Here is a 13711-nt window from a genome sequence, read left to right as displayed (position 1 = left end):
CCCCCGACTGCGGCGATCCCACCGCCTCGCTGCCCCCGGACCCGAACGCCACCGGACCTGCGATCGATCGGATCCGCAAGCGCGGCCGGCTGATCGTCGGCCTCGACACGGGTAGCAACCTCATGAGCTACCGCGACACCGCGACCGGGCGCATCACCGGTTTCGACGTCGACATCGCCCGTGAGATCGCCCGCGACCTCCTCGGCGATCCCGACCTCGTCGACTACCGCATCCTGTCCTCGGCCGAACGCGAGAAGGCGTTGCAGGACTCCACCGTCGACATCGTCGCGAAGACCATGAGCATCACGTGCGCCCGACGCGAGAAGGTCGACTTCTCCACCGAGTACTTCCGGGCCCAGCAGCGCGTGCTCGTCGTGCGGGGGTCCGACATCCGCTCCGCCGCCGACCTCGCCGGCCGGCGCGTGTGCATCGTCGAGGGCACAACCTCGCTGCTCCGGATGCGAGAGGTGCAGCCGTCGGCGTCGATCCTCACCGTTCCGTCGTGGGCCGACTGCCTCGTCGTCCTCCAGCAACAGCAGGTCGACGCCGTGAGCACCGACGACACGATCCTCGCCGGCCTCGCCTCGCAGGACCCCTATCTCGAACTCGTCGGCCCCTCCCTGGGATCGGAGCCGTACGGCATCGGAATCCGGCAGGGCAGCGACGAGCTCGTACGCTTCGTCAACGCCACCCTCGAACGGATCCGTTCCGACGGGACGTGGACGGCGCTGTACGAGAAGTACCTGCGGGTGCTCGGTCCCACTCCGTCACCCCCGACACCGAACTACCGGGAGTGACGGCCATGTCCGACGAACCCGAACCGGCCGACACGCCGTCGGTCGATTCCGGCCACGCCACCCAGCGGGCTGATTCCGGACCCGCCACCAGGCGCGCGGTGGATTCCGGACCCGCGACCGAACCGTCGGCCCGAGACTCCGGGCCCGCCACCGCGCGGGCGTCCGGGGAGACCGGGCCCGCCACCGAACGCCGCCCCGCACCTACCACGCAGCCCGAATCCACCCAGCGGTCCTCGATGTGGTCCGGCTCGTCCTCCCAGCGCTCGTCCTCCCAACGCTCGTCGAGCCGCCGGATCCGGCCGCGCGGAACCCAGCGTCGCCGCATCGCGGGCCTCGTCGACGTGCCGGTCCCCACCGCGAAGGATCCCGTCGACGCCGTCCTCCGCGATCCCCACGTCTCCGAGGGCAAGAGGTTCTGCTCGAAGTGCGGAGAACCGGTGGGACGCAGCACCCCGTCGGGGCCGGGTCCCACCGAAGGCGATTGCCCCAAGTGCGGAACACATTTCCAGTTCACTCCGGCCCTCCACCGCGGGGATCTCGTCGCCGGGCAGTACGAGGTGCAGGGCTGCCTCGCACACGGCGGACTCGGGTGGATCTACCTCGCGATCGACCGGAACGTGAGCGACCGCTGGGTGGTGCTGAAAGGCCTGTTGCAGGGTGGCGACGCCGAGGCCCAGGCGGTCGCGGTGGCCGAACGCCAGTTCCTGGCCGAGGTCAGCCATCCGAGCATCGTGCAGATCTACAACTTCGTCGAGCACCCCTCACCCGACGGCACCCCGATGGGGTACATCGTCATGGAGTACCTGGGTGGTCACACCCTGCGTACCGTGCTCGACAACTATCCCCCGCCGAACCGCATCCCGGTCGAGCAGGCCATCGGATACATGCTCGAAGTGCTTCCGGCACTGCAGTATCTGCACGACATCGGACTGGTCTACAACGACCTCAAACCCGAGAACATCATGGTCACCGACGAGCAGATCGAACTCATCGACCTCGGTGCCGTCTCCGCGGTCGAAGGATACGGCTATCTGTACGGGACGCCTGGATATCAGGCACCCGAGATCGTCCGGACCGGACCGACGGTCGCGAGCGACATCTACACGGTCGGACGCACACTCGCGGTGCTCACGCTCGACATGCCCTCGGACAAGGGCCGGTACCGCGACGGTCTGCCCACCCCCGAACAGGCTCCCCTGCTCGCCGAGTTCGACTCCTTCCACCGCCTGCTCCTGCGGGCCACGAACCCCGATCCGCAGCAGCGCTTCTCGTCCGCCGACGAGCTGCAGGGACAGCTCACCGGTGTGCTGCGCGAGATCCTGTCGAAGAAGCTCGGCACCGAACATCCCGGACTGTCCCGGCTGTTCAGCCCGCCCCGCACGACCTTCGGCACCGACGAGGCGCTCGTCCCCACCGACGTGTACGCCGACGGGATCGAGCGCGACCCCAAACTGCGGGGACAGGATGTCGCGGCGGCACTGCCCGTCCCGCTGCTCGACCCCAACGACCCGAGTGCCGCGCTCCTCGCCGCGGCCGTACACAGCGAACCGCAGCAGACCCTCGACTCGCTCCGGCACGCGCGTGAGAACGGCGTCGGGCGGGTCGTCGGAGCGTCCGATGTGTCGTTCTCCAAGGAGATCACCCTGGCCGAGGTCCGCGCCTATCTCGACCTCGGACAGGTCGACAGCGCGGTGGAGATCCTCGCCCGCCTCGAACGCGAGTTCGGCGACGACTGGCGCATGGACTGGTACGCCGGTATCGCCGAACTGCTGCAGGACGACTACGAGGCAGCGTTCGCCCGGTTCGACAAGGTACTGCAGGCTCTTCCGGGTGAGATCGCCCCGAAGATCGCACTCGGCGCCACCGCCGAACTGACGCTGCAGCACTGGGAGAGCGACGACCCCGACGCGTGGCGACGCTTCTGCGAGGAGTCCTACCGGGTCGTGTGGCGCACCGACCACGCCGTCGTCAGTGCGGCCTTCGGGCTGGCACGCCAACTCACCGCCCGCGACGAGATCCGTGCCGCCGTCGACGTGCTCGACGAGGTCCCCACCACCTCCCGGCACCACAGTGCCGCGACCATGACCGCCGCCCTGGTCCTGTTGCGGGGCGGTCGCGTCGAGGAGATCTGCGAGGCGGACCTGCGGGAGGCTGCACACCGGATCGCGTCACTGCCTCCCGACGAGGGTCGCGCCCTGCAGATGCGTGCGCTGGTACTCGGGACCGCCCTCGAATGGGTGCGCAGCGGACGGGCGTCGAGTCGCGAGTACGACCGCATCCTCGACGTACCGTTCACCGAGAAGGGACTGCGCCTGGGCACCGAGTCGGCGCTGCGGCAACTGGCGCGCAACGCCCCCTCGCGCACCCACCGCTACACCCTCGTCGACCTCGCGAACGCGATCCGGCCGCGTAGTTTGACCTGATCGAAGATCAGGTACGTGTAGCCCGACCCGACGGCTCAGCGCCGCGCGAACTGCACGGCCGCGCGGGCGATCGCGAGTTCCTCGTTCGTGGGGATCACGAGCACCTCCACCTGCGACGAGTCGGCCGAGATCCGGCGTTCCCCGTCGTCGTCGGCGGTGTTGCGCGCGTCGTCGACGAGGATGCCGAGCCGGTCGAGGCCGGCGAGACTGTCGCGCCTGACGTCGACGTTGTTCTCCCCCACCCCGCCGGTGAACACGATCGCGTCCACGCCTCCGAGTTCGAAGGTGTAGGCGCCCACGTACTTCCGGATGCGATGCACGTAGACCTCGTACGCGAGTCGTGCGTCCTCGTCGCCCTCGCCGACGAGTTTCAGCAGGGCCCGGAAGTCGTTGACACCCGACAACCCCTTCAGGCCCGAGTGCCGGTTGAGCAGGTCGTCGATGGCGTCGACCTTCAGCCCGGCCGCGCGGTTGAGATGCATGACGACACCCGGATCGATGTCGCCACTGCGCGTGCCCATGACGAGACCCTCGAGCGGGGTCAGTCCCATGGAGGTGTCGATCGGGCTGCCACCCGCGACAGCCGACGCCGACGCGCCGTTACCCAGATGGAGCACAACCAGATTCAGATCCGCGATGTCGCGCCCGAGGAACTCCGCGGCACGCCCCGAGACGTATTCGTGCGAGGTGCCGTGGAATCCGTACCGCCGGATGTCGTGCTCGTGCGCGATGTCACGGTCGATCGCATAGGTCGCCGCGTGCGGAGGAAGACCATGGAAGAAGGCGGTGTCGAAGACCCCCACGTGGGGGACGTCGGGAAGTTCCTCCCGCGCGACCTCCATTCCCACGACGTTCGCCGGATTGTGGAGGGGCGCAAGAATCGACAGTTCGTCGACGGCGCGGACCACGTCGTCGTCGATCAGGGTGGGTTCGTAGAAGACCTTGCCGCCGTGCACGAGTCGGTGTCCGACGGCAACGATGCCCACCTCGTGCAGCGGACGGCCCAGCCCTTCGAGCATCTCGAGCACCGCACGCAGTCCGGTCCGGTGGTCGGCGATGGCGTCGTTGCGTTCGTCCACACCCGTCGTGTGATGGAAGACGATCCGGCCCTCCGGCTCGCCGATGCGTTCGATCAGCCCGTGCGCCAGCGACTTTCCGCTCTCCGGTTCGATCAGCTGGAACTTGATCGACGACGATCCGGAGTTGAGGACCAGTACGGTGCCTGCGGTGACCGGGTTCGGGCTGCTCACGCGTCTTCCTCCTGCGCCTGGATTGCGGTGATGGCGATGGTGTTGACGATGTCCTGGATCAGGGCGCCACGGGAGAGGTCGTTGACCGGCTTGTTCAGGCCCTGCAGGACCGGTCCGACGGCGACGGCACCGGCGCTGCGCTGCACGGCCTTGTAGGTGTTGTTGCCGGTGTTCAGGTCCGGGAAGATGAACACCGTGGCGCGTCCGGCGACGTCGGAGTCGGGTAGCTTCGCGCTCGCGACGGTCGGTTCGATCGCCGCGTCGTACTGGATCGGCCCCTCCACGAGCAGGTCGGATCGTCGCTCGCGCACGAACGTCGTGGCCGAGCGGACCTTGTCGACGTCGGCGCCCGAACCGGATTCGCCGGTGGAGTACGACAACATCGCGACCCGGGGGTCGATGCCGAACCGGGCGGCGGTCGCGGCGGACGAGATCGCGATGTCGGCGAGTTGGTCGGCGGTCGGGTCGGGGACGACGGCGCAGTCGCCGTACGCGAGCACGCGGTCGGCGAGGCACATCAGGAAGATGCTCGACACCGTGGACACACCCGGTTCGGTCTTGATGATCTCGAGGGCGGGACGGATCGTGTGGGCGGTGGTGTGCGCCGCACCCGAGACCATGCCGTCGGCCAGACCCAGGTGCACCATCATCGTGCCGAAATACGAGATGTCGCGCATGATCTCGCGTGCGCGTTCGACGGTCATGCCCTTGTGGGCACGCAGCCGCGCGTACTCCTCCGCGAACCGGTCGGCGTGCTCGGAGGTGCGCGGGTCGAGGATCTGCGCCTCCGACAGATCCACCCCGAGTTCCGACGCCCGCTGGCGGACGGCTGCCTCGTCGCCGAGGATCGTCAGCTTCGCGATGCCGCGCTGGAGCACCCGACCTGCGGCCCGGAGGACGCGGTCGTCCTCACCCTCGGGCAGCACGATGTGGCGCTGCTGGGCCCGCGCCCGGTCGATGAGCTGGTATTCGAACATCTGCGGAGTGGTCACGGACGGTCGCGGCAGTCGCAGCCGGTCGAGCAGGGAACGGGAGTCGACGTGCCGTTCCATGAGCGCGAGAGCCGTATCGATCTTGCGCTGCGCACCGAGGGCCATGCGGCCGCGGGTGCGGTCGGCTGCCGAGGCGGTGTCGAAGGTGCCGAGTTCGGTGGTGAGGATCGGCAACGACGGCTTCAGGGCCGCAACGAGTTGCGCGATCATCGGATGCGGCAGCAGACCACCGTTCATGATGATGCCGGCGAGCGTCGGGAAGCCTTCGGCAGCATTGGCGTTGACGAGCGCGAGGATGACGTCGGAGCGGTCGGCGGGGGCGATCACGACGATGCCGTCGGTGAGGCGCTCGAGGATCCGTTCGGCTGTCATGCCACCGACCATGATGCGCAGCGCTTCCCGCTGCAGCAGGTCGGGATCACCGCTGTAGAGCTCGCCTCCGATCGCGGTCTGCAGCTCCGCCATCGTCGGCGCGACCAGGGCGGGCACCTCCGGGAGCGTCCACACCGGTTCGGTGCGGTCGCCGAGTGCCTGTGCGATCTCGTCGAGTGCGTCGGGGTCGCAGCGGTTCACTACCACCGCACCGAGATGCGCGTGCTGACCGGCCAGCTCGTTCGCGCACACGCCGGCGAGCTGAGCGATCTCTGCGGGGGTGCGGCGGGAACCGCGCAGGACGAGCAGCACCGGGGCATCGAGGTTCGCTGCGATGCGGGCGTTGTACGACAGTTCGCTGGGGTTGGCGATCTCGGTGTAGTCGCTGCCGACGATGACGACGGCGTCGCAGCGGTCGGCCACCGCGTGGTACTTGCCGACGATGTCGCTGAGCGCGGCGTCCGGGTCCTCGTGGACGTCGTCGTAGGTGACACCGATGCAGTCCTCGTAGGAGAGGTCGACGGTGGTGTGTTCGAGCAACAGTTCGAGGATGTAGTCGATGTCGCTGTCGGAGCGCGCGATGGGCCTGAAGACACCGACGCGGGCGGTGGACGCGCACAGCGTCTGCAGCACCCCCAGGGCGACGGTCGATTTCCCGGTGTCCCCTTCCGGAGCTGCGATGTAGATGCTCGAGACGGACCCTGCAGCAGCACTCATGGATTCCACCCTAACTGCAAACTTTGCTCCGTCCGGTGTACCCGCGCACATGCCCGGCCGGAGGTGTCCGGCCGGGCATGTGGGAGTCGCGGGATGTCAGGACTGGGTCTGCAGCACACGCGGGGTGTCGGGCTGCTCGGCGTCCGCCACGACCTCCACCGGTTCGGTGTCGGCCGACAGTCCGAGCAGGTCGGTCGGGGTCTTCGCCGTCTCCCGCAGTCCGAGGACCGCGACACCGGCGATGCCGCACGCGACCGCACCGAAGATCGCGACCGGGACCCAGCCCGTCGCGCCGGGGAGCAGGATCAGCGCGGCGACCATCGGCGAGAAACCGGCCAGCAGGTTGCCGAGCTGGTTGCTCACGGCCATGCCCGTGAAGCGGACGGTCGCGGGGAACTGTTCGGCGAAGAAGGACGTCCACACGCCGTTGTAGCAGCTGAAGAACAGCGACATGTTCACGAACGCCGTGACGGAGATCAGCAGGATGTTCGTCGTCGAGATCGCCCACAGGTATCCGGCGAGGCTCACCGCGCAGCCGACGGAGGCGATCAGCATGGTCGGCTTGCGGCCGATGATGTCGGAGAGGTAGCCGGCCGCGGGGATGGTGAACATCGACAGTGCGATGGCGACGGAGATGACGGTGAGCATCACGCTGTGCTCGACACCCACCGAGGTGGCGTAGGAGAGGCTGAACACGGCGAAGAGGGTCTGGACCGATGCCATCAGGGACGCGCCGGCCACCCGGATCACCGAGCGCCAGTGGAACTTGAACACGTCGCCGAGGGGAAGCTTGCGGACGACGCTCTCCTCTTTCACCTCGGTGAAGGTCGGCGTCTCGTCCAGGTGGTTGCGGACGTAGTAGGTCACGACGACGACAACTGCGCTGAGCCAGAACGGGATCCGCCAGCCCCAGCTGTAGAGCGCGTCATCGGGAAGGAGCGAGACGGGCACGAAGACGACGGTCGCGAGCGAGCAGCCCACGGCGTAGCCGACCATTACGAAACTGGTGAAGAAACCACGGCGGCCCACCGGCGAATGTTCGACGGTCAACGTCGACGCCCCGGCCGATTCGGCGCCCGCCGAGAAGCCCTGCAGGACACGCATCGCCACGAGCAGGATCGGTGCGAGGATGCCCACCTGCTCGTAGGTGGGAAGACATCCGATGACGAAGGACGCAACGCCCATGAGGACGACGGTGGCGAGCATGACGCGTTTGCGGCCGAGCCGGTCGCCGAAGTGACCCATGACGACGGCGCCCACGGGTCGTGCCACGTAGCCCACGGCGAAGGTGGCGAAGGATGCGATGAGGGCGACGGTGGGGTTGCCGCCCGGGAAGAACAGCACGTTGAAGACGAGCGCGGCGGCAGCGCCGTAGACGAAGAAGTCGTAGTACTCCAGTGCCCCTCCGAGGAGCGCGGCGATCGATGCGCGGCGGGGGTTCATCTCCGGTTTCGCTTCTGACTGCGGCATGGTCGATGCAGATTTGTCGGTGATCACGGTGCCTCGTTGGGGTCGATTCGGATCGGGGTCGGCGTGTGCCTCGTCCGAGCTGTGATGTCCGGCGGTGGCGGGCAGAGTGTGTGACGGTTGCCACCGCGTCGGAACAAACGTAGGAGGGCACCGAGCCCCGTCGCTGTTCCGTTGTGAAACAACATCGACATCGCTCGTCGAACAGAAAAGGTGCCGCTCCTCCATCGCGGAGAAGCGGCACCTTGTATGTCGGATGTCAGGCGAGTGCGCGGAGCCTCGGCGCGAGGTCGCGTTCGAACAGTTCCAGGAACCGCTTCTGATCATGACCCGGCGCGTGGAACACCAGATGATTCAACCCGGCATCGACATACGCCTTGACCTTCTCGACGGCCTCGTCCGGATCCGACGCCACGATCCACCGCTTGGCCACCTGCTCGATCGGCAACGCATCGGCCGCCGCTTCCATCTCGATCGGATCATCGATGGAATGCTTCTGCTCCGGCGTCAGCGACAACGGCGCCCAGAAGCGGGTGTTCTCCAACGCCTTGTCCGGGTCGGTGTCGTACGAGATCTTGATCTCGATCATCTTGTCGATCCCCGCGACATCCCGCTCCGCCTTCTCCGCACCCTCCGCCACCGCCGGCAGCAGCTTGTCGGTGTAGAGCTCCATGCCCTTACCCGAGGTGCAGATGAACCCGTCCCCACTGCGCCCGGCATAGCGTGCCACGACCGGGCCGCCGGCGGCGACATAGACCGGAATGCCGCCCTCGGGCACGTCGTAGATCGACGCCCCCTTGGTCGTGTAGTACTCGCCCTCGAAATCCACCCGATCCCCGCGCCACAGCTCGCGCATCAACCGCACCGACTCGCGCAGCCGGGCGAAGCGTTCCTTGAACTCCGGCCACTGGCCGGCATATCCGGTGGCGATCTCGTTGAGCGCCTCACCGGTGCCGACACCGAGGAAGATCCGCCCCGGATACAGGCACCCCATCGTCGCGAAGGCCTGCGCGATCACCGCCGGGTTGTACCGGAACGTCGGGGTCAGCACCGAGGTCCCGAGCTGCAGCCGTTCGGTGCGCTCGCCGACGGCGGTCATCCACGCCAACGAGAACGGGGCGTGCCCACCGTTGTGCCGCCACGGCTGGAAATGATCCGACACCGTCGCCGAATCCATCCCGTGCGCCTCGGCCAGCACACCCAGCTCGACCAGCTCGCGCGGACCGAACTGCTCCGCCGACGCCTTGTACCCCAACTTCACACCCTGAGCCACAGATTCCTCCGACCGTTCACGTTTCCGATGTCCCCGAGTATGCCCACCGGACGCTCGTCGTCGGTCGAGACCGACGTTGTGTGCGAGATTCGCGGAAAAATCGCACACAACACCGGTCTCGACGAGTCACCCGAGGGCACCGGCGCGATGCAAAGCGCGTCGCACCCTCTCGACGAGGACCTGGGGTCGTCGGTACAACAGGTCCGCGCCGACGCGCACCACGGTCCAACCCAGCTCCGAGAGCAGCGCATAGCGGTCGATGTCGATGGTCCGCTGCACCCGATCGGTCCAGTGCTGCGCGCCGTCGTACTCGACCAGGACCCTCCACTGCTTCCAGCCCATGTCCGCGCGTGCCACGAACCGCCCACCGTCGTAGATCTCGATCTGCGTCTCCGGCACGGGCAGACCGGATCGGACGATCAGCAGCCGCGTGTGCGTCTCCGGTAGTGACGCGGCACCGCCGTCGACGAGTTCGAGAACCTTCCGTACGGACGCGAGGTGCCGAGCGCCCTTGTTCCGAGCGGCCACCGCTTCGATCTCGTGGGCCTTCGTTCCGGTCGCATTGCAGAGCGCGTCCACCATTTCGACGCACCGATCGAGGTCCGCACCGCGCGCGAGGTCGAAGGCCGTTCGGGCAGGCGTCGTCACCGTCATTCCGTCGACGACGCAGGATTCGATGTCGTCGACGCTGCGAACGATGATGCCCGGAGTCGAGTGCAGCTTCCCGGGTCGCACGATCTCCGCGGGCAACGACGCGTCGAGCCAACGGGTCCCGTGCACGGCGGCTGCGGACGGTCCGGCCAGTACCCCTCCACCTCCCGCCCACAACCAGGCTGCCTTCGCGCGTAGAAGTGCCGTCGCTTCGACTCCCGGAGCAACGTACACATTGCGATGAAGCTTCACGAAGTGGTTCCGAAGTTGGTACCGCGTCACCGATCCGGCCGCCAGCGCATCGGTGCCGGCGAACGGTTCGTGGAAGTCGACCATGAGCGCGAGCGTGCCCGGTCTCCGGTCCCTCCGGTACCCCGAATCCGCCGTCTGTGGAGAACTTCCGACGTTATCCCCAGACGCACCGAATCGAGACCGGCGTTGTTGTCGATTTCTCGCGAATTATCGACAACAACACCGGTCTCGATGGACGATCACGCGGCGCGGACCCGCGCCAATCCCCATTCGCGGGCCAGGAGTTCGTAGGAACGCAGGCGGTCCTCGTGGCCGTGGGTGACCGAGGTGACGACGAGTTCGTCGGCGTCCGTCACTCGGCGGAGGGTGTCGAGGCGCTCCACCACCGTGCTCGGCGACCCCACGAACTGGGTGACGATGCGGTCGTCGACGAGGGCTCGCTCCTCGTCGGTGAGGGGCGGGGTGGTCTCCGGGTTCGGGTAGGGGATCGCGCCGTGGCCCGAACGGATGCTGTGCGTCCAATGCCCGTAGGTCGACGCCAACTCGCGTGCGGTGGCGTCGTCGTCGGCGACCACCGCGTCGGCCGAGACCACCACGTAGGGCTTCCTCAGGATCGGCGACGGACGGAACGCCGACCGGTACGCCTCGACCGCTTCGACTGTCGTGCCCGGGCTGACGTGGTAGTTCGCACCGAACGGCAACCCCAGGCGACCCGCGAGTTCCGCCGAGGGTCCGGCACTCGAACCGAACACCCACAGTTCGAGGTCGGCGCCTTCTCCCGGACTGGCGTGCAGATCCGTTCCGTCCGGTGCTGTGTAGGTGCCGTCCAGGAAGGCGAGGATGTCCTCGACCTGCTGTGCGAAGTCAGGCGACTGCGCGCCGGGTTGCTGCAGGATCCCGAAGCTCGCCGCCAACCGGGACGACGACAACAGCTTCGCCGGCGAGAAGGGCGGCGGGATGATCAGTCCGTCGCGGATCTCCGTCGCCCGCGGTGCGGGTTCGGGCGCCGCACCGGCCAACGCCTCCGCTCGCCGCTGCCCCGACCTGCCGAGACCGAGATCGATGCGCCCCGGGTAGAGGGCGTCGAGAGTGCCGAAGGATTCGACGACGCCGATCGCGGTGTTGTGTCCGAGCTGAACCGCGGCGGCACCGACGCGGATAGTGCGGGTCGCGGCGGCGATCGCGCCGATGAGCACGTCGGGTGCCGACGAGGCGACGGCGACGAAGTGGTGCTCGGCGACCCAGTACCTCTTGTACCCCCACGCTTCGACGTGGCGTGCCAGGTCGACGGTGTTGCGCAGCGCCTCCGGCACCGAGGATCCCTCGCTGACCGGCGAGAGGTCCAGTACGGACAGCGGAACCGGATTCACCGCATTCACGACGGCTCCCCGACACGCGGAGTACGTTCACCGGCTTCGACGGCGAACGGAAGACGGTTCTGCGGCGGTGCGATCGGGCACGTCGCCGCGTCGGTGAACGCGCACGGCAGGTTCGCGGCGCGGGTGAAGTCGAGCGTGACCGTCCCGTCCTCGGCAGGCGTCTCGACCTGCAGGATCCGCGCCGCCGGATAGGTGGTCACCCCGGAAGTCGCGTCGGTGAACAGGATCCGCAACGGACCGCCGGCTTCACCGAAGGCGACGAGTTCGTGTTCGGCACCGTCGTATCCGAACCGGACCACACCCGCCGCCGGGTGGTGGTGTTCGAGTCCGTCGACGACGGCACCGGTCGTCACGACCTGCTGTTCGTCGAATGCCTCGAACCGGCCGGTCAGCACCCAGGACGCGTCGGGTTCGTAGACCGGGACACCGGTGAACGACGCGAGCGCCGGTGCCGTGCGGTCATGGATACGGATCCCGAATCGTCCGGTGCGCTTGATGATCTCGACGAAGCCGCGATCGAACTCCGCTTCGAGACCGGGCGCCCCCTCGACCGGCTCGTAGGTGGTTGTCTCCCCGTCGAATTCGTGGATCACCGATTCGCCGTCGACGTGCCACCGGCCCGGCGCTTCGTCGAAGGAGGTGGGGGTCTCGTCGAGCCAGTGCAAGGCGGTCAGGCTCAGCCAGCCGAGCGGCTGCCGCAGGCCGTCGTTGCGCTCGGCATGCCACCGCTGCCAATCGTCGACGAACTGATCGAGTGTTGCGGTCATGACGCGCGGGCTCCTTCGGTGACGGTGTGCGGGTCGCGCAGGCCGAGGTGGCCGCGCAGGGTGGTGCTGTCGTATTCGGTGCGGAAGCTGCCGCGTTCCTGCAGCAGCGGGACGACCGTGTCGACGAAGTCGTCGAGGCCGCCGGGGGTGAGGTGCGGAACGAGGATGAACCCGTCGCTGGCGTCGGTCTGGACATAGAGGTCGATCTCGTCGGCGACCTGCTGCGGCGTTCCGATGAACTGCTGGCGGGCGGTGACCTCGATGATGAGTTCGCGGATGCTGAGGTTCTCGGTGTCCGCCTTCTCCTTCCACTGCCGGGCGACGGCGAGCGGATCCTTGGCGTGGCGCACGCGTCCGCGCGTGATGGTGACGTTGTCCTCGGGGTCGACGTCCGGCAGCGGGCCGTCCGGGTCGTACGACGACAGGTCCTTGCCCCACACCTGTTCGAGGAAGGCGATGGCCGTCTGCGGGCCGACCTGCTGCAGACGGATGTGCCGGGCCCGCTCGTGTGCTTCCTCCTCGGTGTCGCCGAGGACGAAGGTCGCGGCGGGCAGGATCTTCAACTCGTCCCAGCTGCGCCCGTACTTCGCGAGGCGGTTCTTGACGTCGGTGTAGAACGCGCGACCCTCCTCGAGCGTGCCGTGCCGGCTGAAGATGGCGTCGGCCTTGGCGGCACCGAACTCACGGCCCTCGTCGGAGTCGCCGGCCTGCAGGAGGACGGGACGCCCCTGGGGGCTGCGCGGCACCTCGAAGCGACCCGCGATGTCGAACTGGGTGGTGCGGATGTCGAACGACGCGATGTCGCCGTCGGGAGCGAAGATCCCGGACTCACGGTCGATCACGGGACCGCGGGCCGACCAGCCGTCCCACAACTCCCGCACCACGTCGACCACCTCGGCGGCACGGACGTACCGCTGCGAGTGCTCGAGGAAACCGCCGCGACGGAAGTTCTCGCCGGTGAACGCATCCGACGAGGTGACGAGGTTCCACGCAGCGCGACCGTCCGAGAGGTGGTCGAGGGTCGCGAACTGCTTGGCCAGTTCGTACGGCTCGTTGAAGGTCGTGTTGATGGTGCCGGCCAGGCCGAGGTGGGTGGTGGCACCGGCGAGGGCCTCGAGCACCGTGTGGGTGTCGGGGCGTCCCACGACGTCGAGGTCGTGGATGCGGCCGCGGTGCTCACGCAGCCGGAGTCCCTCGGCGAGGAAGAAGAAGTCGAACCTGCCGCGTTCGGCGGTACGGGCGAGGTGCAGGAACGACGAGAAGTCGATCTGGCTCTTCGACTCGGGGTCGGCCCATACCGTGGTGTTGTTGACGCCGGGGAAGTGCGCGGCGAGGTGGATCTGCTTGCGAACAGTGTTGCGGGACACGATG

Annotated in this window: 10 protein-coding genes; 2 read left to right on the top strand and 8 right to left on the bottom strand. The window is 67.9% G+C overall.

Features of this window, described 5'->3' with window-relative positions; genetic code table 11:
* Positions 1-797 (top strand): glutamate ABC transporter substrate-binding protein (locus B9C99_RS22405; RefSeq protein ID WP_088899400.1); only part of this gene is annotated, 797 nt, incomplete at its 5' end.
* Positions 798-802: 5 nt separating this feature from the next.
* Positions 803-3220 carry a serine/threonine-protein kinase gene (locus tag B9C99_RS22400; RefSeq protein WP_080597638.1) on the top strand — a complete coding sequence of 806 codons (2418 nt, stop codon included), beginning with the start codon at positions 803-805 and terminating at the stop codon, positions 3218-3220.
* Between the two features lie 35 nt (positions 3221-3255).
* On the opposite strand, the gene B9C99_RS22395 is transcribed toward B9C99_RS22400, so the two are convergent.
* From B9C99_RS22395 to B9C99_RS22360, 8 genes are all read right to left on the bottom strand, one after another.
* The gene (locus B9C99_RS22395; protein ID WP_088899399.1) at positions 3256-4470 is read right to left on the bottom strand and encodes an acetate/propionate family kinase; all 1215 of its coding nucleotides are present in this window, start codon (positions 4468-4470) and stop codon (positions 3256-3258) included.
* Positions 4467-6551: a phosphate acetyltransferase gene (gene pta / locus B9C99_RS22390; protein WP_088899398.1), complete on the bottom strand. Its 2085-nt coding sequence runs from the start codon at positions 6549-6551 to the stop codon at positions 4467-4469. Before pta ends, B9C99_RS22395 begins: the two co-directional genes overlap by 4 nt.
* A gap of 96 nt (positions 6552-6647) precedes the next feature.
* A complete protein-coding gene (locus B9C99_RS22385) occupies positions 6648-8021 on the bottom strand; it encodes an MFS transporter (protein WP_253250164.1) in 1374 nt (457 codons plus the stop codon).
* Positions 8022-8277: 256 nt separating this feature from the next.
* Positions 8278-9291, bottom strand: coding sequence for a glucose-6-phosphate dehydrogenase (coenzyme-F420) (fgd, locus tag B9C99_RS22380; protein ID WP_088899397.1), 1014 nt, complete (start codon positions 9289-9291; stop codon positions 8278-8280).
* 126 nt (positions 9292-9417) lie between these two features.
* A complete protein-coding gene (locus B9C99_RS22375; RefSeq protein WP_016691580.1) occupies positions 9418-10278 on the bottom strand; it encodes a DUF559 domain-containing protein in 861 nt (286 codons plus the stop codon).
* Between the two features lie 155 nt (positions 10279-10433).
* Positions 10434-11573 (bottom strand): LLM class flavin-dependent oxidoreductase, encoded by a 1140-nt coding sequence (locus tag B9C99_RS22370; RefSeq protein ID WP_088899396.1) that lies wholly within the window; start codon positions 11571-11573, stop codon positions 10434-10436.
* Positions 11570-12340 (bottom strand): DUF1684 domain-containing protein, encoded by a 771-nt coding sequence (locus B9C99_RS22365; protein WP_088899395.1) that lies wholly within the window; start codon positions 12338-12340, stop codon positions 11570-11572. Before B9C99_RS22365 ends, B9C99_RS22370 begins: the two co-directional genes overlap by 4 nt.
* A complete protein-coding gene (locus B9C99_RS22360; RefSeq protein WP_088899394.1) occupies positions 12337-13707 on the bottom strand; it encodes an NtaA/DmoA family FMN-dependent monooxygenase in 1371 nt (456 codons plus the stop codon). The genes B9C99_RS22365 and B9C99_RS22360 overlap by 4 nt, the downstream gene beginning before the upstream one ends.
* Positions 13708-13711: the final 4 nt, after the last annotated feature.

It is taken from the genome of Rhodococcus sp. BUPNP1 (assembly GCF_002215235.1).
GTDB lineage: Bacteria > Actinomycetota > Actinomycetes > Mycobacteriales > Mycobacteriaceae > Rhodococcus.
This window is presented reverse-complemented; position numbering and strand designations above follow the sequence as displayed.